Source organism: Paenibacillus sp. FSL H7-0940 (genome assembly GCF_037979415.1).
Lineage (GTDB): Bacteria > Bacillota > Bacilli > Paenibacillales > Paenibacillaceae > Paenibacillus > Paenibacillus amylolyticus.
Genome location: NZ_CP150280.1, coordinates 4485560 through 4509593, shown reverse-complemented (window position 1 = coordinate 4509593; position 24034 = coordinate 4485560). Strand labels below are relative to the sequence as shown.

General features: G+C 46.4%; 23 protein-coding genes. 19 read left to right on the top strand and 4 right to left on the bottom strand.

The genetic code is table 11. From position 1 onward, the window contains the following. Positions 1–2 precede the first annotated feature (2 nt). From MHB71_RS19985 to MHB71_RS19915, 15 genes are all read left to right on the top strand, one after another. The gene (locus MHB71_RS19985) at positions 3–872 is read left to right on the top strand and encodes a carbohydrate ABC transporter permease (protein ID WP_036606256.1); all 870 of its coding nucleotides are present in this window, start codon (positions 3–5) and stop codon (positions 870–872) included. A gap of 60 nt (positions 873–932) precedes the next feature. Then, on the top strand, positions 933–2588 hold the full coding sequence (locus MHB71_RS19980) for an extracellular solute-binding protein (RefSeq protein ID WP_340027381.1): 1656 nt from the start codon (positions 933–935) through the stop codon (positions 2586–2588). 343 nt (positions 2589–2931) lie between these two features. Further along, entirely contained in the window at positions 2932–3378 is a 447-nt protein-coding gene (locus MHB71_RS19975; protein ID WP_036606259.1) for a tellurite resistance TerB family protein, read from the top strand. A 35-nt stretch (positions 3379–3413) separates the two neighbouring features. Beyond that, positions 3414–4007 carry a TerD family protein gene (locus MHB71_RS19970; protein WP_340027380.1) on the top strand — a complete coding sequence of 198 codons (594 nt, stop codon included), beginning with the start codon at positions 3414–3416 and terminating at the stop codon, positions 4005–4007. Positions 4008–4097: 90 nt separating this feature from the next. Then, positions 4098–4673: a TerD family protein gene (locus MHB71_RS19965; protein WP_036606264.1), complete on the top strand. Its 576-nt coding sequence runs from the start codon at positions 4098–4100 to the stop codon at positions 4671–4673. A gap of 93 nt (positions 4674–4766) precedes the next feature. Continuing rightward, positions 4767–5348 carry a TerD family protein gene (locus MHB71_RS19960; RefSeq protein ID WP_036606267.1) on the top strand — a complete coding sequence of 194 codons (582 nt, stop codon included), beginning with the start codon at positions 4767–4769 and terminating at the stop codon, positions 5346–5348. A 30-nt stretch (positions 5349–5378) separates the two neighbouring features. Then, a complete protein-coding gene (locus tag MHB71_RS19955) occupies positions 5379–6635 on the top strand; it encodes a TerD family protein (RefSeq protein ID WP_340027378.1) in 1257 nt (418 codons plus the stop codon). Between the two features lie 191 nt (positions 6636–6826). Next, entirely contained in the window at positions 6827–8047 is a 1221-nt protein-coding gene (locus MHB71_RS19950; RefSeq protein WP_082219178.1) for an HpcH/HpaI aldolase/citrate lyase family protein, read from the top strand. After that, entirely contained in the window at positions 7977–9410 is a 1434-nt protein-coding gene (locus MHB71_RS19945) for a phosphoribosyltransferase family protein (RefSeq protein ID WP_340027377.1), read from the top strand. The genes MHB71_RS19950 and MHB71_RS19945 overlap by 71 nt, the downstream gene beginning before the upstream one ends. After that, complete coding sequence (locus MHB71_RS19940) at positions 9407–10558, top strand: cysteine protease StiP family protein (protein ID WP_340027376.1); 1152 nt, start codon at positions 9407–9409, stop codon at positions 10556–10558. The genes MHB71_RS19945 and MHB71_RS19940 overlap by 4 nt, the downstream gene beginning before the upstream one ends. Next, positions 10558–11406 carry a hydrolase gene (locus MHB71_RS19935; RefSeq protein WP_340030206.1) on the top strand — a complete coding sequence of 283 codons (849 nt, stop codon included), beginning with the start codon at positions 10558–10560 and terminating at the stop codon, positions 11404–11406. The genes MHB71_RS19940 and MHB71_RS19935 overlap by 1 nt, the downstream gene beginning before the upstream one ends. After that, complete coding sequence (locus MHB71_RS19930; protein WP_339197437.1) at positions 11407–12456, top strand: ATP-grasp domain-containing protein; 1050 nt, start codon at positions 11407–11409, stop codon at positions 12454–12456. 83 nt (positions 12457–12539) lie between these two features. Beyond that, positions 12540–13292: a hypothetical protein gene (locus MHB71_RS19925; protein WP_340027375.1), complete on the top strand. Its 753-nt coding sequence runs from the start codon at positions 12540–12542 to the stop codon at positions 13290–13292. 11 nt (positions 13293–13303) lie between these two features. Further along, complete coding sequence (locus MHB71_RS19920; RefSeq protein ID WP_036606281.1) at positions 13304–14407, top strand: toxic anion resistance protein; 1104 nt, start codon at positions 13304–13306, stop codon at positions 14405–14407. 138 nt (positions 14408–14545) lie between these two features. Further along, positions 14546–15112 (top strand): hypothetical protein, encoded by a 567-nt coding sequence (locus MHB71_RS19915; protein ID WP_036606283.1) that lies wholly within the window; start codon positions 14546–14548, stop codon positions 15110–15112. 64 nt (positions 15113–15176) lie between these two features. Here the strand turns inward: MHB71_RS19915 and MHB71_RS19910 are convergent, their stop codons facing one another. The 4 genes from MHB71_RS19910 to MHB71_RS19895 are packed head-to-tail and all read right to left on the bottom strand — an operon-like array spanning position 15177 to position 18137. Beyond that, positions 15177–15839 carry a DUF2642 domain-containing protein gene (locus MHB71_RS19910; protein WP_340027373.1) on the bottom strand — a complete coding sequence of 221 codons (663 nt, stop codon included), beginning with the start codon at positions 15837–15839 and terminating at the stop codon, positions 15177–15179. A 13-nt stretch (positions 15840–15852) separates the two neighbouring features. Then, entirely contained in the window at positions 15853–17199 is a 1347-nt protein-coding gene (locus MHB71_RS19905) for an arsenic transporter (RefSeq protein WP_036606287.1), read from the bottom strand. Further along, the gene (locus MHB71_RS19900; RefSeq protein ID WP_155985018.1) at positions 17200–17337 is read right to left on the bottom strand and encodes a hypothetical protein; all 138 of its coding nucleotides are present in this window, start codon (positions 17335–17337) and stop codon (positions 17200–17202) included. A gap of 53 nt (positions 17338–17390) precedes the next feature. Next, positions 17391–18137 carry a hypothetical protein gene (locus MHB71_RS19895; protein ID WP_340027372.1) on the bottom strand — a complete coding sequence of 249 codons (747 nt, stop codon included), beginning with the start codon at positions 18135–18137 and terminating at the stop codon, positions 17391–17393. 344 nt (positions 18138–18481) lie between these two features. Between MHB71_RS19895 and MHB71_RS19890 the strand changes: the two genes are divergently transcribed. The 4 genes from MHB71_RS19890 to MHB71_RS19875 all read left to right on the top strand — a co-directional run bounded on the left by MHB71_RS19890 (position 18482) and on the right by MHB71_RS19875 (position 24011). Then, complete coding sequence (locus MHB71_RS19890) at positions 18482–19534, top strand: CotH kinase family protein (protein ID WP_340027371.1); 1053 nt, start codon at positions 18482–18484, stop codon at positions 19532–19534. Between the two features lie 245 nt (positions 19535–19779). Further along, the gene (locus tag MHB71_RS19885) at positions 19780–21582 is read left to right on the top strand and encodes an ABC transporter ATP-binding protein (protein WP_340027369.1); all 1803 of its coding nucleotides are present in this window, start codon (positions 19780–19782) and stop codon (positions 21580–21582) included. Further along, positions 21563–23401 (top strand): ABC transporter ATP-binding protein, encoded by a 1839-nt coding sequence (locus MHB71_RS19880; RefSeq protein ID WP_340027368.1) that lies wholly within the window; start codon positions 21563–21565, stop codon positions 23399–23401. The genes MHB71_RS19885 and MHB71_RS19880 overlap by 20 nt, the downstream gene beginning before the upstream one ends. 274 nt (positions 23402–23675) lie before the next feature. After that, a complete protein-coding gene (locus MHB71_RS19875) occupies positions 23676–24011 on the top strand; it encodes a hypothetical protein (protein WP_076253380.1) in 336 nt (111 codons plus the stop codon). Positions 24012–24034: the final 23 nt, after the last annotated feature.

Genomic DNA, 24034 nt, shown 5'->3' with positions numbered 1-24034 from the left:
GCGTGAGAAAAACCAAAGGAGAAAAAGTCTTTTATCTAATCAATTATGTATTGTTGTCATTGGTTGCCGTCAGCTGTATCCTGCCCTTACTGAACATTGTTGCCTTGTCATTTAGTGATGCGAGAGCGGTTGTTTCAGGTCAAGTAGGGTTATGGCCCGTCGATTTCACCTGGTTCTCCTATCACAGCCTAATTACGGGAACGCCGATTCTGAATGCATTCTGGAATAGTGTGGAGATCACATTGATCGGTACAGGGCTCAGCATGGCGGTGACGATTATGGCGGCATATCCGCTGTCACGTAGACATTTTTATCACCGGCGCTTCTTTACGATGGCGATGGTGTTCACGATGATTTTTAACGGTGGACTCATCCCGACTTATTTGGTCGTGCAAAATCTCGGTCTTGTGAACAGTTACGGCGCGCTCTGGCTACCGGGCCTGGTAAGCACGTACAACATGCTGATTATGCGATCTTATTTTGAAAATCTGCCGGGGGAAGTGGACGAGGCTGCGCGCATCGATGGTTGTGGTGAACTGGGGCTTTTGTTCCGAATCGTGTTGCCATTATCCAAACCTTTGCTGGCGACTATTGCTCTCTTTTACGGCGTGGGTTACTGGAATTCGTTCATGAGTGTGATGATTTATATCAATGATACGTCCAAATACAACATGACCGTGCTTGTCCAAAATATGATTATGTCCAATCTGAATGTACAGGATTTTACCGATCCAACGATGATATCGAATCTGACCCCGGAAGGCATCCGGGCAGCAGCTGTCATTGTGATGGTCATACCCATTTTGGCAGTGTATCCGTTCTTGCAGAAGTACTTCGTTAAAGGGGTCATGCTTGGATCAATTAAAGGTTAAAGCAGGCTGTGGGTTAACCCGCATGGATTCATATTACAGGAGAGAAAGAGGGTCTTATCTATGGCGTTAACGATGAAGGCATGGATGAAGTCGGGTCTCGTTCTGGGCTTGATCGGTGGTTTGCTGGCGGGATGTACAGGAGGTAACGGCAGCGAACAGACGGAAGGCGAAGGCAACAGGGGGAACATCACGTCAACGATCTATGATCGGGGTGCGGTCCCAAGCGGCATGGGTACGATCGAAGATAATATGTGGTCCAAGTGGATTAACGAGAATGGCCCGGCAAATGTAAAATATACAGCAGTTCCCCGCTGGGAATCTCAGTCGAAACTTAACGTATTATTCGCTTCTGGCAGTGCACCAGATATTATTTTTGAATTCGGTACGCCGATCCGTAACACACTGTTTAATCAGAAACAGCTGATGCCGCTGGATGAGTTGATCGAGAACTCGAGTGTGGAATACAAAGCCTTGATGGAGAAATATCCCCAGCTCAAGAAGGCTGGCATCAAAAGCGATGGTAAGCTCTATGAAGTGGGACGTATGAACGAGGTGTTTCCACTAACGAGCTTTTTCATTCGGGAAGATTGGCTGGAAAAGTTGAATCTGGAGGTACCGACCAATGAGGAAGAGATGTTGGCGGTAGCCAAGGCCTTCACGGAGAATGATCCCGATGGAAACGGAGCTAAGGATACATATGGCATCGGTGGATTTCAGTTCGGCGATACAGCGGGTCTGTTTCGCTATATGTACAACGCCAACTGGGTGAATGTGGAGGACGGGGAGATGGTGGTTGGTCCCAACAACATGAAAGAAGCCACGGCATTCAAACGTGCATTATATGAAGCAGGTGTGGTCGATAAGGACTTATTGACCGACAAGGACGGGGCTAAGGCGAAGCAGGATTTCCTGAATGGCAAAATCGGTATGTACGCGGCCATGACTTCGGATTATACCGGGTTTGCAGCAAAGGAACTGGATACACTGATGCAGAATGTTCCTGAGGCCAAATTAAAGGTCATCGCTCTGCCAACCACGTCCGTAGGACAGCACACGATGGTGTGGAATAACCCGGTTCAGATGACTGCAGCTGTGAATGCACGAGCCAAAAATCCGGAAGCAGTTATGCAATATATCGATTTTCTGACCAAAATAGAGTCAGGCCGAACCTTCAAAAATGGATTTGAAAACACGCATTATACGCTGAACGATCAAGGCTGTCCGCGTATCTCGGATCAGGAGAAATACAAGCAGGAGATCAGCTGGGCAGGCGATTACGCCATGTTGTACAGCCGTCTGGAGGAAGGCAAATGCGGGTACACAGAAATGCTGTTCAGCGAAGAGATTCCGTCGCAGAAGGAAGGACTTCGACTATTCAAGGAAGCGCGTGAGGTATACATGACGGATCTTCCGGTAGGAGAGGGTGTTACCCATTCAGAACATATGCCGCAGCTACCCAAGGAGCTTCAGGTGAAGTTGACTAATGTGACAACAGCGATCAACGATATCTTTACCCGCTCCATCATTGGCGGAAGCAAATATACAGTCGAACAGGCTGCAACGGAAGCACAGCAGAAGTGGGAGCAAGGCGGGGGTCCGGAGATTGAAGCATGGTACAAAGACTGGTGGAGCAAGGAAAAGGATAATGTACTAGTCTGGGACGACTTCTATGAAATCTATGAACAACAACAGGCTGATTTTGAAAAATCGGAATAAATTCACGGATTCAAATCATTCATGAAATTTATAATTTTGGTGTTGGTAGAAATAAGCGCTCTGATCCCCTGATCAGAGCCTTTTTATGTTTGGGCTTCAAATAGGGGAATATTTGACTGAAAAATGAAGTGAATAGAAAGTTCTCGCATCTCGCTTGAAACTATATCCAGAACGATGCGTATCATAAGGTATTAATTGTTTTTTAATGTAGAATATTGCCGTATTTCAGAGTATAGTTAAGGAATAATTTAACTTATATTCAACATGATGTAGACATGAAAGTTACTGAAAAATCTTGAAAAGAATGTACGGAACACCAGGTTGAAACTATTGGAGGTTGAGTATGAGTTCATTTAAAAGCTGGTTAAATTCAACAAAACAAGGACTTGAAGAGCAAGTCAAAAAGTTTAAAAATAAAGATTTTATGGATGCCGTGGTAGCAGGTTGTGCACTGGTTGCTTTTGCAGATGGTTCCATTGACGAAGCAGAAAAGAACAAGATGGCCGGTTATATCAACCTGAGTCAGGAATTGAAAGTATTTGATATGGCTGAAGTGATTACACGATTTAATCATTATGTCGCGAACTTTGAGTTCTCTCCAGAGATCGGGAAGCAGGAAGCGCTGAAAGCTATTGGGAAATTCAAAGCCAAGCCGGATGTAGGACGCGTTATTGTGGGTGTATGCAGTGCGATTGGTTCAGCTGACGGCAACTTTGATGATCAGGAGAAAAGAGTCGTTGCCGAGATATGCATTGTACTTGGACTGAACCCGAGTGAATTCAATCTCTAAGTAGCTATTTTACATATGAAGGGAGGTGAAAATCAGTGGCAAGCATTAATTTGGTCAAAGGACAAAAGATTGATTTAACCAAAGGCAATGCAGGACTTACTGAGGTGATTGCTGGTCTCGGTTGGGACCCGGTAACTGCCAAAGGTTTCTTTGGAAGAAAAAAACAAGCGGATATCGATTGTGATGCATCGGCGATCATGTTGAATGAGGAAGGCAAGTTGGTCAAGGACTCCAACCTGGTTTGCTTCCACAACAAGCAAAGTGCATGTCTTTCGGTTATCCATTCAGGTGACAATCTAACAGGACAGGGAGACGGTGACGACGAACAGATCAAAATGGATCTGTCCCGTATTCCTGCTGATGTTCATAAAGTATTAATCGTTGTTAATATCTACGACTGTGTCAATCGCAAGCAAGATTTTGGCATGATTGAGAAGGCTTATATTCGTATTCTGGATGGTAAAAATTCCAGTGAGCTCGTGAAGTTCAATCTATCCGAAAACTACACAGGTTCAACAGCGTTGATCTGTGGTGAATTGTATCGTCATGGAGGCGAATGGAAATTCTCGGCAATTGGAGAGGGTTCCCATGCGGTACATATCAATGAACTCGCTCGCAGGTACTCCTAAGTACAAGATTTAACCTAAATCGACAATAATCCTGATATTCATATGTCACGATAACTACAATACACTTAAATAAGCGAGGATGATCATACGATGGCAATTAATCTCTCTAAAGGTCAAAAAATCGATCTGACTAAAACGAACCCAGGTTTGACAAAAATCACAGTAGGCTTGGGCTGGGATACCAATAAGTATGATGGCGGAAAAGACTTTGACCTGGATGTATCGGTATTCTGTGCCAATGCAAACGGTAAAGTAGAAGGCGAGAAAAACTTCATCTTCTTCAACAATCCACAAAATGAAAATGGTTCTGTTGTTCACACCGGTGACAACCGTACAGGAGATGGCGATGGTGATGATGAGCAGATCAATATCGACCTGCCTAACGTACCCGCGAATGTAGAGAAAATTGCATTCTCCATTACAATCTACGAAGCTACAGAACGTAGCCAGAACTTCGGACAAGTCTCCCGTGCTTATGTGCGAATCGTCAACGAAGCAAACAGCGAAGAACTGATTCGTTTCGACCTGGGAGAAGACTTCTCCATCGAAACAGGTGTAGTTGTTGGTGAATTGTATCGTCATAGCGGCGAGTGGAAGTTCAGTGCCATCGGTAGTGGTTACCAAGATGGATTGGTTGGATTGACACGCGACTACGGTTTGCAATAGGACGTACAGTACGACTTACAGGATGGGAAGAACCGTCTCCTGGACGGTTCTCCTTTTCATTTAATCACATATTTTGGAAAGGTGGAAAAACAAATGACGATCAGTCTTGCCAAAGGACAACGTATTGACCTGACTAAGACGAATCCGGGCCTTACCCGTGTGGTGGTTGGTTTGGGTTGGGATACAAACAAATATAGTGGTGGAGTCGACTTTGACCTGGACGCCTCGGCTTTTTTGTTGTACGAAGATGGAAAAGCCAAAGGTACGGATGACTTTGTTTTTTACAACAATCCAAGCGGCGGTGCGGGTTCAGTGACACATACCGGTGACAATCGTACGGGTGAGGGTGACGGCGATGATGAGCAAGTTGTCGTTGACTTCAGCAAAATCCCTGCGCACATTCACCGGATCGGTATTACCGTAACCATCTATGATGGAGATGGACGAGGGCAGAATTTTGGACAAGTCTCCAATGCTTTTGTTCGTGTTGTAGATGCTGCAAGTGATCGGGAAGTGCTTCGTTTCGACCTCGGAGAAGACTACTCTACCGAAACAGCTGTAGTGTTCTGTGAGTTTTACCGTGCAGGTGCAGACTGGAAATTCCAGGCGGTAGGCAGTGGCTTCACAGGTGGACTATCTGCTTTATGCAAAAATTACGGGCTGGATGCACAATAACATAACTTGGCATAGAAAGGTGAATCTGCTATGGCGATTTCTGTCGTGAAAGGCCAGAAGAGTGATCTGACCAAAACCAATCCGGGCTTGTCCCGTCTAACGGTAGGCATTGGTTGGGAGGCAGCCTCGGGTGTAGAGCTGGACACATCAGCATTCCTTCTGGGTTCAGACAATAAAGTGGCTGGAGATGAGGATTTTATCTTTTATAATCAACCCTCTACCTCGTTCATCACGTACATGGATGGTGGACAGGTTGGTGGCGAGAAGAAACAATTCGCCATTGATCTTGGCAAAATCCCTGCCCGAATTGAGAAAATCGCCTTCAGCCTGACGATTCATGACGGTGAAGCACGACGCCATCATTTTGGACAGGTTCAGCATGGTTTTCTACGGTTTGCCAATGCAGCTTCAGGTCAGGAAGTGATGAGATATGATCTGGGAAGCGGTTTTACAGTGGAGACCGCGATTGTCATCGGTGAATTGTATCGCCATAACGGAGAATGGAAGTTCAATGCGATAGGATCAGGTTTTGCAGGTGGTTTGAATGCACTCTGCGCTAACTTTGGTGTGGATGTGGATGGTGGATCGGACCCTGCACCAACGACTTCAACCGTTCCTCCGACAGCTGTACCGACTCCACGACCACCGGCGCCCGCACCAGAACCGACGCCTGCTCCTGTGAATTCGATCAATTTCAGCAAAATTGAATTGAAGAAGAAGGGCGACACCATTAACCTCAAGAAAAATGCGGGGGGACTTGGTGAAATCCTGATTAACCTGAACTGGAATCAACAGGGTAGCAAAGGGTTATTTGGTCGCAGCAAGAGTGTGGATCTGGACTTGGGCTGCCTGTTCGAGATGAAGGATGGTACACGAGATGTGATTCAGGCATTGGGACAGACGTTTGGTTCACTGAATCGTTTCCCTTATATTGCACTGGATGGGGATGACCGGACGGGATCGGTTAAGACGGGAGAGAATCTGCGGATTAATGGTGCCCGTATCTCGGAAATTGAGCGCATCTTGGTATTCACCTATATTTATGGTGGTGTGGCCAACTGGTCTCAAGTAGACGGTGTGGTAACCATTCAGCAGAAGGACGGTCCCGATATCATTGTCCGAATGAATGAATACGGGAGCCCGCTTGGCATGTGTGGCATCGCGATGTTACGCAATGTGAACAATGAGACATTCAGTATTGAACGAATCGTGCAGTTCTATAATGGGCATCAGGCGTTGGACGAGGCTCATGATTGGGGAATGCAGTGGGTTGCGGGAAGAAAGTAATCATTTGAATTTAATCAATATATAAACGCTGTATCGGTCAGCGCCATTGCAAGGATACTGTTGACCAACGTTATCCTCGATAATAGACCATCAATCCCTCCAGACTAAGGAGGGATTGGTTTTTATGCCCCGACAGCTGGAATCAACTATTGCAGATTGGCTATTGCCAAAGGTGCGAGGAGGAGACAACCCTGAAATATTTTAACTTTTTGAGTCTGGAAGAAGAAGATACTTTATTTTTCTCTTCACCCGTCTCGTTCAATCACCGGACTTCCAAAGATCTACTGGCATATGCTGTTGGGGCTGCTCTATATATGCCCGCGACGCGCACACATATCGCGGACGACATTATGAATGGTAAACATGAAGGTCTGACGACCATTATTATTGATCTGGAGGACGCTGTGGGTGACGACCAAGTAGAGTTTGCCGAGCAGTGTCTGGTACAGCATCTAACTCAACTGATGACTTATATGGAGACAGGCATGCTGAGTCAGGATCAAATGCCTCTTCTGTTTGCTCGTGTACGTTCACCACAACAGTTGGAACGTCTCATTGATACGTTGGGAGAACTGGTGTCCATGCTGACAGGCGTGGCTTTACCCAAGTTTTGCGTGGGGAATGGAAGAGCCTATTTTGACCAGATCCGCAAGTATAATCAACGGAAACCGGAACATTATCCTGTTCTCTATGGAATGCCTATATTGGAAACGGCTTCAATTATATATCGGGAGACACGTTGGGAGACCTTACTGGGCCTTCGTAACATCCTCGATGAAAATGTTGAATATGTGCTCAATGTACGCATTGGTGCGACCGATTTCTCCAGCCTGTTTGGACTACGCCGAAGTCCGGAATTGACCATATACGATATCGCCACGATCCGTGACTGCATCTCGGATATTATCAATCTGTTTGGACGAATGGACAAGCCGTATGTGATCTCAGGTCCTGTCTGGGAATATTTCAGTCAGCGGGAGCGCGTGTTCAAACCTCAATTACGACAGACTCCATTCGAAGAAACCCTGGGCAAATCAGGGCTGCATCTGAGAATGAAATATATTACGAACACAATGGATGGATTGATGCGTGAAGTCATGATGGACAAGGAAAATGGAATTGTAGGCAAAACGATCATTCATCCTTCTCATATTAAGCCCGTACAAGCGATGTACGTTGTTACACATGAGGAATATTCCGATGCCCAAGACATCATCGCCCGTAATGACGGTAGCCTGGGTGTGTTCAAAAGTAATTACTATAACAAAATGAATGAGATTAAACCACACTTGAGCTGGGCGAATCGAATTCTAATCCGATCACAAATATATGGGGTGTTACATGAACAGCAGCATTTTGTCGGGCTCTTGCCCAAGCACGAACAACAACATAACTACGTTCCCAATTCTTGATCAATTCAGTCTGAACGTTCAGGTTACACATAACCCGCTGCAACTTCCACTAGAATCTCTATTTTCCATGGCTGCACGCATCAATAAGAAACGTTCATTTCTGTTTGTAAGCAAACTGCTAGGCAAGCACATCCCGGTTAACCCGTATACCTCGCTTCTGAGTGGCGCGGCATTGGCTGTTCTGTTATATGAGCACCTGACTGAGGAGACGGAAGAGATCAAAGATCAGATCACCGAGTGGAAACGGGGAATGGTCGAGGGACTGATTGATCCCCAACAAGCCCGGCAAGTGTACAACATGCTGTTGCAAGAAAGCTTGAGTTTACCGGAAACGATTCGTTTTGTTGGTTTTGCCGAGACAGCGACAGCGCTGGGTCACAGCATGTACGAGATGTTTGCTGATCAAGCTTCCTATATTCACACCACTCGCGAATATGTTCCAGCGATGCATCCAGATATTCAATTTGAAGAAGAACATTCCCATGCGATGGCTCATCGTTGTTATGCGTTGGATCATGAAGCCTTTGCAGGAGAGGGCCCGATTGTTCTGGTGGACGACGAGATTACGACGGGCAAAACGACGTTGAATATCATTCGGGATATTCAGGCCAGATATCCTAGGAAGCAATATGTGATTGCTTCGCTGTTAGACTGGCGTACGGAAGCGGACGAGAATCGATTTGCCGAACTGGAAGCTGAACTTGGAATTACTATTACACCGTTAAGCCTGTTGAAGGGCCGTATTGAAGTGGTGGGTACTCCACAGTTGGAACCAACACTGCAAGATGAGCAGCTATCCCATCCTGCCGTAACGCTTCAGACCACTACCGTTGCCGATGCCTTCGATCAGCTTCATGCCACTTCGGAGGATGGTGAAGGTAAACGTAGCACAGCGAGCTATGTCCAGCATACGGGCAGGTTTGGTATGCAATCCCGGCATAATGGCGAATTGCGCCAGGAGATTAGTCGGATTGCAGAACGGCTTCGGACGCAGCGTACGGGAGAACGGACTTTGGTGATGGGAACAGGGGAGTTCATGTACATTCCGATGCGTATTGCTGCCGAGATGGGAGAAGGCGTGTTGTATCAATCCACTACCCGCAGTCCAATCCATACACATCCGGCTCCAGGATATGCTGTTCGTAGTGGTGCCGGATATGCCTCACCGGAAGACGCATCTGTTCGTAACTTTATCTATAACATCGCTCCGGGACAATATGATGAGATTTTTGTTCTGCTGGAGAGACAGATGTCCCAAGAACGAATGGAACCGATGTTGAAGGTACTGGGGCAGTTGGGATGCGGATACATTCATATCGTATATTGCGGCTTGCCAGAGAAGACAGGGGACAACGAGCAATGAACTTAACTACACTGGAGCTAATCAGACAACGTGAGATTCCGTCTCCCGAACCGATGGGCAGTTATGCTGCATCGGACGTTGTTTTCCTACTGAAGGATATCAGCCATGTTGATCTGGAAAAGGGAACGGGTGAACGGGAGCAGGCGATCCAATCCGGGGTTCATTATTCGGAGATGTTGCCCGTGGAATATCAGCCCACAGCAGAATACATCGAGCTGTTCCATCAGACGCTGGAACAATCCGCTGCAAGAATCGCACGTCATACCGCCATTGTGGCTGAGAAGATTGTAGAGCGCAGGGGACTGAATCTGGTGCTGGTATCTCTGGCTCGAGCCGGAACACCTGTGGGCATCCTGATCAAACGTTATATTGAATTGAAATACAAGGTGACGATTCCGCATTATAGCATTTCAATTATTCGTGGCAAGGGTATGGACGAGAACGCAATTTTATATATTTTACAGCAACATGGTCTGGAACCAGCCATTCAGTTTGTAGATGGTTGGACAGGAAAAGGGGCTATTCGCAAAGTGCTGAAAGAATCCTGTGACCAAATGGAACGGACTTATGGCATAAGTCTCGATGATGATCTTGCCGTGTTGGCCGATCCGGGGCAATGCTCAGGCACCTTTGGGACAAGGGAAGATTATCTTATTCCTAGTGCTTGTCTGAATTCCACGGTATCGGGACTGGTGAGCCGTACAGTACTTCGCGATGATCTGATTGGACCGGCAGATTTTCACGGGGCCAAATGGTATCGTGAATGGTCCTCTGACGATGTGTCGACCCAATACGTGGATACTATCGCTCAGCATTTTCCGCAAATGATGGATCTGGCGGAGATTCAAACGGAGGACAATGCTACTGGTACTTCGGAAATCACCTGGAAAGGCTGGCAGGATATCGAGTCCATCCAGCAATCCTTTGGCATTGCGAACATCAATCTAATCAAACCTGGAATCGGAGAAACAACCCGAGTGTTATTGCGACGGGTCCCCTGGAAGATTCTTGTGGATCGTCTGGATAATCCGGATTTGCAACATATCATGATGCTCGCCAGAGACAGAAATGTGCCGGTTGAGGTATATCCGGGATTAACTTATTCCTGTTGCGGCATTATTCAATCCCTGGGAGGTGGCGGAGAATGATGATCTACGCAAGTGATCTGGACCAGACGCTGGTGTACTCCCGTCGTGCGCTCCGTATTCCCGAAGATACACCGGGACTTGTTCCCGCAGAGTGGATTAACGGCAAGTTGTCCGCTTTTATGTCAGCATATGCACTGGAGCGGTTGCAGTCTTTGCCACAAGACATTGTATTTATGCCGGTGACGACACGTACCGTGGAGCAGTACCGGCGCATTCATATTTTTCAGAGCGAATGTATTCCGAAATATGCGGTGACGAGTAATGGTGGCAACATCATTGTTGACGGTCAGGTAGACGATGAATGGAATCTGCATATGCGTTCTTTGCTTCGTCAGCAGGCAGCTACTCCCGAAGAGATCCTGAATTTATTTGACGATGTGCTGAGCCCGGAGTGGGTAATTAATCAGCGATTGTGTGATGAGCTGTTCTTTGCATTGCTAATCGAACGTGACAAGCTTCCAATGGAGCATATTGCGGAAAAGATTCGGGTGTTAGAGACGCTGGGATGGGAGAGTTCGATTCAGGGGCGGAAGCTCTATCTGGTGCCTTCGGCCGTGAACAAACGAGCTGCAGTGGAGCATATTAGGCAACGCATTGGCGATGTGCCTGTGATTGCTTCGGGTGATTCCTTGCTGGATCGTTGTTTGCTGGACTTTGCGCACTACGCCATTGCTCCGTCTCACGGAGAGTTACATGTGGAGAGACAGCGTGTACCTGAGCAGATACCGTATCAATTTACGGAACAATTCGGTGCTTTTGCAGCAGATGAGATTCTCGATTACGTTCACCGTATTCATAACGATCAACAGACCCAGATAGACCATGCCGAGATAAGGGAGACCGTATAAATGAAAAAAATGAAGATTTACTTCAACCGTTGGTTCTCTGTAACGTATCATTATATGAATGCGATTCGGGACAATGAGGACGGTATGGAATTTGAGATCTACGGTACTCATCCTGATCCTGGACATATGGCATTACAGGGCTGTGATGTTGCAGAAGTTGAACCGCGTCTAACGGGCCGGGAGTATGTTGATTTTTGCCTCGACTTTTGCCGTCGTCATCAGATTGATGTGTTTATTCCACGCTGGAACATGCTGGACATCAGCAGACATATCTCCCTGTTCGAAGAGATCGGTACACGGGTTATCGTATGCTCGGACACGGAATTGCTGGAACAATTGATGGAGAAAGACCGGTTCTATGAATCGGTGCGTGAGAAGGGCATTATGGAGATTCCGGATTATTTCACGGTCAGTAATGCTGCACAATTCCAGCAAGCCTATGAGGCGCTACGTGCACGTGGACACGATGTATGCTTCAAACCATGTAATGGTGAGGGTGGTATGGGATTCCGAGTGATTAATAATGAACGTGATCCGTTGCAGGAGTTGTTCGGATACGCGCTTAACTCCATTTCGTATGAAGATGCCCTGCGTGCGTTCTCTTCTGCTCCGTCCTTTCAAAATGTCATGGTGATGGAGGTACTGGAAGGATATGAATACAGCATTGATTGTCTTTCGGATCGCAATGGGAAACTATTAACGGCTATTCCGCGTAGAAAAGAAAGAGGACGTTTACGCTTGCTCGAAGAAAACGAGGAATTGCTGGCGATTGCCCGCAATGTGGCAGAAGTATATCAGATTCCTTATAATTTTAATATACAGATGAAATATCGCAAGGATACACCGAAGCTACTGGAGATTAATCCGCGTATGTCTGGTGGGTTGCACATGTCTTGTCTGTCGGGCGTGAACTTCCCGTATCTGGCGGTCAAGTCTGCACTTGGCCATGATATTGGACCACTACATCCGAAGTTTGGCATATTGGGTAGTCATATCGAACAACCATTTATAATCGACGTTCAGAAGGTAAGCGGAGTACACCACGTCTAGCTGAGAATTTCCCTCAACATTGACACCTTCTGGATGGTTTTTTTACAATACGGATATGTGTTGTTAAGGCAGGAGGACAAGTAATGTTACGGAAAACGAAGATAGGTATAGGCGCATTGGTCGGTTATGGTCTCGCGGCGATCTCGAGTCCCTTTCTACCGGATGTCATCACGTGGGCAATTCCGGCACTGGCAACTGTGGTCGGAGGATTGATTCCTTCACGTTCCACGCCACGTACACAGGTCCAGGGTTCGTCATCAGCCCCTGTACCCATAACAGATATCGGAAATGAATCATCCCGCTTGAATGGTGGACAAGCACCGAGCACAGTGCCAACAGGGGCACGAGAAGCTTCTCTGGCAGAGCCCCAACCGAGCTCCACTTCCGCACAACATGCGGGCACAGAACAAGCGAAGCCTTCCCGGACTGAACCAGATCCTGTATTTGATCCGGTGATTGAATACCTGGAAGTTCTGGAGGATATGATCATCTCCGAAGGTCAGAAGAACGAGCTGGATAATGAGATCGTGGAGAAATCATTGGCGTTGTTTGCCCGTTTGCAGCGTGTGATTCCTTCCCTTCAGGAGCTGAACAACGGGGATATAAACCATACGGTGCGCAGACTGATTTTGAAAGACCTGAACGGTTTTATTAATCCATTTTTACGTTTAAGTGGAGAAGCCAAACGCAATAATCGGCGTATGCTGCTGAATGGTCTTCGAGACGTGGATTCCAAGATATCGGATATTGTATCAACGATTGAACATAAAGACTTAATGGAGCTCCAGAACAAAGCGGAACTAATACATCAACGGTATAACAGCTCTGAATTATAGGAGGGATTGGCATGGCAACGGAATGGGCTCAGTTGAAGCAGGAAGATGAGCAACGGATTAACCAGGAAGCAACACAGCTTATTCAGAAAGTGTCCCAAAGTGATCCGGCTCACCTGGATACCTTAATGGATGATATCGGCAAGTTGGGCGTGAAAACACAAGAGAGAGCAGGGCAGACTCTCAAGTTGCTTGATCGTCCAGTCAATGAACTGATGTCCGGGAATCGGGCAGAGGTATCCAACATGATCCTGAAGCTCCGTGATGAATGTGAGAGTTTGCAGCAGAGTAAAAATGTGAGTTTTGTCGGGAAGTTGTTACGTAAAAGCCCGCTGAAAAACTACGTATACCGTTATCAATCTGTTCGCACGAACATTGATGCGATCATTAACGGGTTGCGGGACGGCAAGGACAACCTGGAAGAAAGCATCGTGAACATGCGTCAATTGAAACGTTCTTCCATTCAGGAGATCTACAATTTGCAGACCAAAATCTCTTTTGGTAATCAATTGAAAGCATTGTTCGAAACCGAGATCGCCAAGCCTGAGAACGAGAATCGTAAAGCACATCTGGAGCGTGGGTTGCGCAAAGTGGTAACACGTACCCAATCCATGACAGAGATGATCATGCTGTACAATCAGGCGATCGCAGCTACGGACATCATTAATGATAACAATGACAAGCTGATTGATTCAGTGAATAACGCCATTGATAAAACAGCGAATCTGATCACCGTTTCGGCTATGATTGCAATGGCACTTAATGATCAGGAGAAGGTCATTTCTGCTGTGGAAGCTACGAATAAGACGATTGAAGATCAATTCAAGGAAAACGCCAGATTGTTGAAGACAACGACTGAGAAAACAAATGAACTGTTGTCCAAACCGGCCATGTCCCTTGAAGCAGTCAATCAGGCGATGGGTGATCTGATGTCTGCGCTGGATCTGTCCGAGCAGTCTAATCGCCGGATCATCGAGAGCTGTAATGACTATACCAACAAGATGACAACACTTAACGCCAAAATGAGCGATCGACTGGGTCTGGAAGGGCCGAAGGCTGCTGCCATTCCGGAGAAAAACAAACCGGATTCCAGTGCATTAGGATCTTTCCTGGATTAGGGTAGGACTCGCTGCATGTCGTATCGAGATTGCTACATGGTTTTATTTTCAACGAGGGACGCCGAGTGCGTCTCTTTGTTTCATTTATTTGATAGAATGAAGGTAAAATCTGGGGTTGTACAAAGGAGCTTGCTGAACATGCTGGACTTTTCATTCGAGATTATTGATGAGACCAAGATTAATATTCAATACAAATATGGCAGTGAGTTCTTTAACTTTAACCTGTATTATGCAAACGGGGAGTGGACGCTGCATCCATTTGACGGCATACTGATCCAAAACCGTGAAATGTGCAGTCTGATTGTATCGGAGCTGCTCCGTAACAAAGATTTTCATGTCATGTTGGCTAAAGAGAAAATCATCTTATCCCAATTACGCACCAGTGTTAACCTCCAGTCCAATGAGCCGGATGAATGGGTTGCAGATCGAAGAAACGCAGATTATTCCAGTCCTGATGATGAGTTGATGGATTACATAGGGAACCACAGTTTCGAAGACATATTACAGCTTGAGCAAGAACAGATTGAGGCCAGAGTGCAATTCTTCCAACAGATTATTCAGAGAATGTTTATGGAGGGACTTGGACCGGAAGATGCTGATTTTATCAAAGTTCAGGCCGTGATTCGGATATATAAGGAGACATACGATCGTCTTGGTGAGTTGAATGATCATAATAGGGGTGATCGTGGACGCAGAAGATGGTAGGATGTAAAGGTGAAAAAAAGGTTCATCAGCCATAGGCAGATGGACCTTTTTGTTCTTCTGATATTCAAGGGAGATGAATGGTTTGGATATGATCGGTATGCATAATTAAAGAAGTCCCATCCGCTTCTACCAACGCAAGCAAGTGGCTGTCTGCATTTTTCAATAACCCTGCTCGGTAAGGTTTGCAACCGAGGTTGAGTACAACAAGTTCACCTATCATTTTATGAAGTTGCTGATCGAGTGTACGGGAGAGTGACATGGACGAAGGTTGCATAGGGAAATGTTGCTTACTAAGAGAATAAGGTGTGCTGTTAGTAGGGGAAGGAATAATATATTTCAGATGATTAATGGAAACATAGATAGAATGATATAACGGAGAGTAGAACATAAAGTAGTCATTCATAATATTTGTAATATAACCATGCAATGTTTTCCCTCCGATGGAGATTTCACTGAAACGTCCACGGGCGTTCATCAGCATTTTGCGGTAAGAGATGTTGGTGTGATCCATCTCGGGGTCAGGTGTTGGCAAAACTATACTTGAATCATCTGCCGTATTGACATGCATGGATTGAACATGATGAAGTGGAATATACACAAATCGCTGATTTCCATAGACTACAATCAGATCCTGACCTACATCAACGATTTCACCCTGGATCGGTAGTTTACAGCCAGACAGCTCCAATTCGACGGATTTACCCAGCCAATGAGTAAGAAGTTCCACAGTATTCCTCCTCTCAATAGAGAATAGATGTCCAAATATATAGTGAAATTAGGCTAACAATTAGACTTATTGGTATCACAATAAAGGTAACTTTCATATACTGTTTCCAGGAGATTCGAATATGATGGGTCTTTAATATATACATCCAAATTAACGTTGCCAAGGTGCCAATAGGCGTCAGCAAGGCTCCGATATCACTTCCCAGAATGTTGGCAAGATACGCAAGATGCAGTTGAGATTCACTTAGTGGAAGATCTGTAACAGCAAAGGTCCCAATCATGACGGAGGGCAAATTGTTGAATAGATTGGAAAGCAGAGTGAGCATTAACCCCGACACAGCAATGATGCTGGCATTTCCTCCTTCTATTATAGGTTTCATCCACTGAATGATCGATGCGGTCATGCCTGCTCGGTGAAGACTATCCACAATAACATAAATGCTGAAGGCAAAGAGTAGAATGTGCCAGGGCGTTTGTGTTATCACATCTTTGAGTCCAGTCCGGGTGCGATACCAACGCACAGCGAGCATGAGAATAACACCAGTGATTGCAACTACCTCCATACGTATACCGACTTGCTCAGCTAGAAAATATCCTGCACGGATAAATACAACGATACCAATACAGACACGGAACAGCCACCAGTCTACTTTATTCTCGGATTCAGTTGTCTGCAGCGGATGATATCCTGAACCTGATGAAGACTGCAGGGATACAGGGAAATGATGAATAACTTTGGGAATACTTCTACGAAAATAATAGAACAGTAGTACAGTCATCACCATGATCGCAAGCATGGATGGCACAAACATCATCTGAGTATAAGTATTCAGATTTAAGCCAACCATTTGCAAAGCAATCAGATTAGCCAGATTACTAAGTCCAATTGGCGCACTGGAAGCCGTGGCGATTAGAGCACCGGAGATCAGGTAGGGTAACTGTTGATGCATTTTCAGACGAAGGATAGAACAGATTCGAATAATGATCGGAGTTGTGATCAGAATACTGCCATCATTGTTGAAGAAGATGGTCATGAGAAAACAAAGTAATAGAATTAGCCAGAACAATCGAAAGCCGGAACCTCTTGCTTTCTCAATCATATTCAAAGCGATCCAGCGAAAAAAACCGATGCTATCTAGAATAATCGACATGACAATGGTAGAGAGGATTGTTACGGCTGCACCAGATACGATCCCGAAGATTCCAACTATGTGAGCATAGCTGCTCACTCCAGTTAAAATAAGAAGAAGGGCGCCAAGCGAGGTGGGTATAGATTCATTCAATCCGCCAGGACGCCACATCAGGAAAATGACAGTGATGATAAAGACCCCGAAGGTTAACCACAACTGGTAGTCAGGCATTTACTGTGATTCACCTCCCAGGGGGAGAAGTCCTGACGAAGCCTGAAGCAGATGTTCATGGGATGGAGTGGGCCTTCCGGGTGTAACGATCCAGTAAAAAGGCACACCAATCAAGACTAATGCGACGAAGATCAACATGATAATTCCCCCCTTTAAGCTGGTAGATAACTTAAGTTGTCAGTTTATTTTATTTACTTCTTTTTACCGCCGGATTTGTTACCACGGGATTGATTGCCTTGGCAACCTTGGCAACCTTGATTGCCTCGCGACTTGTTGCCACCTGATTTATTGCCTTGGGATTGGTTGCCTTGAACTCGTTGCCCCTGAGAACGATTGCCTTGACTGCTCCGCGACTTGTTGCCGCCGGACTTATTCCCCTGAGCTTGGTTGCCTTGAGCTGCTTGGTTCCCTTGAGAACGATTGCCACGCGACTTGTTGCCTTGAGCCGCCTGATTACCTTGGGCTGCTTGGTTTCCTTGACTTTTATTATTACTGCTGTTGCTGTTGTTGTTGTTCCCACCACCACGTACGAGGGATACAGATTTCACATGTTGCATCGGAATACGAACAATCTCCTGATTTTTCAAAGTCATGATCAATTGGTTCTGGTTGGCATCGGCCAGGATGCCTTCCACTTTTTCAGGTCCTCCCCGGTTAATCTGAACACGGCGGAAGCGGAGTGCTTGCATAACGCCCAAAAACGTGTTGGAAGGAATAGGGTTCCCCATGGTTGCATTTCGGTTACCACCGGAACGGCCTGTATCTGTTATGCTTTTGACATGTGATTCATTAACGTAGACAATCCCTTCTTTGCAGTTCATTGCCATGTAGTCCATGCGTACGTCCGTAAGTGTACCTTGTATTGAATCAGGTCCTCCCCGGTTAATCTTAATCTCTCTTCCCAACAAACCTCTTATTCCTTGACCATTCATAGACATTGTGTTTGACCCCTTCCATGATATAAGTTCAGATGGACAGAAATGGTGGATGTAATTATGATCCCTTCCATTCGTCATTCGTGTCTGTCTGTAGTTTAAGCATATGTGACATGCTTCTTGGAGGGACTAGCCAGTTAACTATATTTATACCATTTCGGCTATAATCTATGAAAATGATGTAAATTTATAGATTAATAACTCGGTTATTCCGCATTATGACAAGTGAATTTGGATGTGATAAGTATCAGGACTGTGCATTCGCCCGTACGACTTTCTGTGCATCTGCATAGGATGATGTAAGAGCCTACGGGCGAATCTTACAGGTATTCGAAAGGCGGATGGAAATGGCTCTACCTGTCTACCATATCAGCTTGTCTCCAACCGAATATCAACAGTTAACGTCCAATATATGGTCAGAGACGTTTGTGAACAGCACGATGCAGATGGACGGTAAGCCGTTTCCGATCCGGCTTCGATACCGTGGAGGACATACACGCGGTTATCCCAAAAAATCATTTGAGATTCGTACATCCAGCCGAACGTATCATTTTAATGCGGAGTATGATGATCCTTCGTTGTTGCGCAATGCACTTTCTTTTCGTTTTTTTGAGTCGATTCGTGTACCCGCACCGTCTACACAACACTGCGTACTCTATCTGAACGGGCAGCTTCTGGGTGTATACCTGAGGATCGAAGGAGTGAAATCCTTCTTTTTTCGCCAACGGAAAATCCCTGTGCGCAGTATCTTCTATGCGGTGAATGATCATGCTGGTTTTATGATAAATTCGAATTCCTCTTCAACAAGTACCGATCTATTGTCAGGGTACAGCTTAATTCGTGGTAAAGATGTGGATCGCACAAGGCTACGTAACTTTATTCAGCAGTTGAACATAAAGTCCAGGCTGGAATTGTTTCGTTTTTTACAGTCGAGGGTGGATACAGACAATTATTTACGCTGGTTAAGTGGAGCTGTGCTTACAGGGAACTTCGACGGATTTCATCAGAATTACACATGGTATGAGAAAATCAAAAGCGGTAAATATGGCATCCTGCCTTGGGATTATGAGGGTACTTGGGGGAGGAACTGTTATGGAACACGAGTTGACCCCAATCTTGTTCGTATTCAGGGGTATAACAGACTTACAGGACGATTGCTGGCATTCCGCAGTCTCCGTCAACAATATAAAAAGCTGATGCGGCAGCATCTGATGAAAGCTTTTACAGAGAAGCGAATTATGCCCTTGGTGAATCGGTTGCACAATGAGATTCGTGAAGATGTCAACAAAGATCCTTACATGAAATGGCCCATGGATGTATTTGCAGGTGAACCGGAAAGAATTCGCGAATATGTGGTGAAACGTCGGGAGTATCTAAGTGAAAAACTACATCAGCTGTAAGCACTTAACTAGCGTGGGGAAGGGAGACCTTCCTTTTTTTACTGCCAAAATGAAGAGAAGTTTATTGTATTGGGAAAAGTAGGGTAATAAGAATAGAAGCGGCATTGTAAAATACGCTATAATAACCATATGTGTACATAGAAATGATTACATATTGGACGCTGTGGAGAAAACAACATGTCTAATGGAGGCTCTGAGCTGGAACGTGTTATCGGTTTAGGGTGCTCCGAGCCGGAGGAATGCTTATGATCAAGCTGTTGTACTACTTGAAGAAGTACCGAGTTGCCGCGATTGCAGCCCTGGTCATGATGTTAATTGAGCTTGCGGTGGAGCTGGCTCAGCCTTATCTGATCTCCAAGATCATTGATAACGGGATTCAGCAGGGAGACCTTTCTGTCGTCTGGTTGTGGGGCGGTGTGCTGGTTGGCAGTGCTGTTGTGGCTTTTGCTGCCGGAATTGCGAGTTCGTTCTTTGCATCCCATGCAAGTCTGGGGTTCGGATACGATCTGCGGGAGAAGTTGTATGAGAAAGTGCAAACGTTCTCTTATGCCGTCTTTAACCGGTTCGCGACGTCGTCCCTGATTACCCGATTAACGGGGGACGTGACCCAGGTTCAGGACACCGTCTTCATGAGTCTGCGCTTCATGACACGTGTGCCCCTGGTGGTGATTGGTAGCATGATTATGGCAGTAATCGTGAACCCGAGGTTGGGTCTGCTGCTGGTTGTCATGGTGCCTGTACTGCTCATTGTTGTAGTGTGGATGATCAAAAAGGCAGCGCTGCTGTTCCGCAATGTGCAGCGCAGACTGGATGCCGTCAATGGAGTCATCCAGGAGAATCTGACAGGCATTCGGCTGATCCGTGTCTTCGTACGGATGAGCCATGAGATCGAACGCTTTGCCGGATTCAGCGGCAAGCTGATGAAAGGCACCATTTCCGCGCTGCGCTTGACGGAGACCACGATGCCGTTCATGCTGCTGATGATGAACGTTTGTATCATCGCCGTGTTATGGTTTGGACGAGTCGACATTGCCTCCGGTAATGCAACCGTGGGTGAAGTGGTCGCGGTGATTAACTATCTGCTTCGCACAATTGGTGCCATGTCTGCGTTGTCATGGATTCTGGTGACCTTCTCGAGAGCAAGCGCTTCGGCGCAACGGCTGAATGAAGTGTTTAATACGGAGGACACGTCGGAGACTGAACAGATGATATCAACGTCTGCACCATCTGCTGGATCTATGAAATCTTCACATTTTCCGCAATCTGTATACCCGGCGAAGAAACAGCGCGCTGTGCAGGGAGCGGTTGAATTCCGCAGTGTAGGCTTCAGTTATCCGAATAGTGAAATTACAGTACTGGATAACATCACATTCACGGCAAAAGCGGGGGAGCGTATTGCCATTATGGGAGCAACTGGCTCAGGCAAATCCTCGCTGGTACAGCTCATTCCGCGGTTATACACAGAAGATCAAGGAAAGGTACGGATTGATGGTGCCGATGCATCAGAGCTGGATCTGTCCATGCTGCGTGGTGCGATTGGTTATGTGCCTCAGGAGGTTGTCCTGTTTACCGGTTCCATACGGGAGAATATTGCCTGGGGTCAGGAAGATGCTACCTTGGATGAGATCGTGGAAGCCGCGAAGCGCGCGCAGATCCATGAAACAATTGAGAATTTACCAAACGGTTATGATACATTGCTGGGTCAACGGGGAGTGAATCTCTCCGGTGGACAGAAGCAGCGACTTTCCATTGCACGAGCACTGGTACGTAGACCAAGAATTTTGATTCTGGACGATAGCACAAGTGCGCTGGATGTGGCTACAGAAGGCAGACTGCTCGATGCGCTGGAGGAATTGTCGTGTACCACGTTTATCATCACCCAGAAGATCAGTTCAACCACTTCGGCGGACCTGATTCTGCTGCTTGATGATGGACAACTCATTGGGCAAGGAAAACATGAAGACCTGATGGAGTCGTCAGAGCTGTATCGTCGAATCCATGAATCACAATACGGGGAGGGTGCACAGCATGTTCAAAGCATTCATTGAGCCTTTCCGTCAGCCACCGCCTCCGATTGATCCGGAGACGTTACGATCAGGTGGTGGTCGCAAACCCAAGGCACGGGCGAAGAACTGGTCAGGTACGCTAGGTCGTATCTGGACCTATCTGGCACGTCGCAAGGTTAAGCTGTCCATGGTACTGTTGATGGTGTTTGCCAGCTCCGCACTCGCTTTGCTTGGCCCTTACATGGTAGGGGTGGCCGTGGATGATTTCATCGCGGGGGAAGCCGGGGCAAGCTGGACTCGGTTTCTGATTGGATTAACCGCAGTGTATGTCTTGTTCTCTCTTACATCCTGGTTACAAAATATATGGATGATCGAAATTGCACAGGAAACCGTGTTCCGCATGCGGTATGATCTGTTCTCCCATCTGCACAAATTACCGATTCCATTCTTCGGTAAACGCCAGCAGGGGGAGATTATGAGCCGGGTGACCAATGATATCGAGAATGTCAGCGGTACGTTGAACAGCTCGGCGATCCAGATCTTTTCAAGTGTATTAACGCTGCTCGGAACGTTTGGGGTTATGCTCTGGCTCAGCCAGTTACTGACCCTGCTTACCTTTATCGTTGTGCCTTTGATGGCCATCGGTATGCGTTGGATTACGCGCAGAACGGGACCGCTCTTCAAGGAGCGGCAGCGCAATCTCGGTGAACTTAACGGTTACATCGAAGAGACTTTATCCGGGCAGCGGATCATTAAGGCATTCTCCCAAGAGGAGCGAGTGATTCGCGGTTTTGAGGAACGAAATACCCGCATCCGGATCTCCGGTTTCTGGGCACAGACGATCTCTGGTTTTATCCCGAAACTGATGAATGGATTGAATAACCTGAGCTTTGCGATTGTGGCGGGCATCGGTGGTATTCTGGCGATTCAGGGTTCGGTTACGGTCGGGGTGATTATTATCTTTGTGGAATATGCCCGTCAATTCACTCGTCCGCTGAATGATCTGGCGAACCAGTGGAATACGTTATTGTCCGCGATTGCGGGGGCTGAGCGCGTATTCGAGGTGCTAGACGAAGATGAGGAAGCGAAGGATGAAGGGGCAGCGGTATCTCTGGACAAGGTAGAGGGAGCCGTTCGTTTCGACAAAGTATCCTTTGGATACGATGAAGGGCGTAACATTTTGCATGAGATCAGCTTTGAAGCCAAACCGGGGGAGATGATTGCCCTTGTGGGTCCGACCGGAGCGGGGAAAACAACATTAATTCAGCTGTTATCCCGTTTCTATGATCCAACAGGTGGCACATTAACGGTAGATGGACGCGATATGACCACCATTCGGCGTGAGAATCTGCGGTCACATATGGCATTTGTACTACAAGATTCATTTCTGTTTCAGGGCACGATTCGGGAAAATATTCGGTTTGGCCGTCTGGATGCAACGGATGAAGAGGTGGAAGCAGCCTCCCGGCTGGCGAATGCCCATTCCTTCATTGTGCGAATGAAGGACGGGTACGACAAAGTGCTCCAGGCCGATGGGAGCGGCATTAGTCAGGGGCAGAAGCAACTACTCGCCATTGCCCGGGCAATCTTGGCAGATCCATCGATACTCGTACTGGACGAAGCGACGAGCAGTATTGATACTGTTACAGAGATCAAAATTCAGGAAGGGCTACAACGCCTGATGCAAGGCCGTACCAGCTTTGTCATTGCCCACAGGCTGAACACGATCCGTCAGGCCGACCGGATTCTGGTGCTGAAGGATGGGCATCTGTTGGAGCAAGGCTCGCATGATGCCCTGCTGGAACAAGGCGGTTTCTACAGCGAGCTGTATTACAGTCAGCTACGTAAAAAGGCGCAGTAGTCATTTTGGATAATAAGTGACATGTATTAGAAAACTTGTAGGTATGTAAAAAGAGCAGGGATGAGGGCACGATGCTCCTCAATTCTGCTCTTTTTGCATATTCCCTTGAAGGAAAATGGAAAACGGAACTGTGATTGTATGTTAAAATAAGGATATATTGGAATAGGTCCGTTTTTGGACGGTTGCCAGCGGTTTTGAAGCATGAGAATGAATTTTTACACGTATGCCTGTAGTCAGTCATGTGATGCATTAAAAGAGAGGAGGGCAATGCGGAATGGAATTCAAATTTGGGAATGCTGCTATTCTTCTACCCCCTGTTCACATTATTATTATCGCAATCATTATTATTTTCATTCTAGTAAGGTGGAGCAAGCAGTTAGAAACAAGACGTTTTACGGTTTTCTTTTACTTTTTGATTAGTACGTTCATTACGCCAATTTATTCTCAAAGTACAACAAATGGTGTCTTTGAGCTATGGATCCCCGCAGGGTTTATTTTGGTTTTCTTTTATTTGATTCGTAGCGAAAGATATCATCCATCTAAAATGAAAGCGAGTATCTTAGGATTTTCAATAGCATTATATCAGTTAATCCTTCAATATGTCGGATGAAGGGACAGGACAGGGTAGGATAG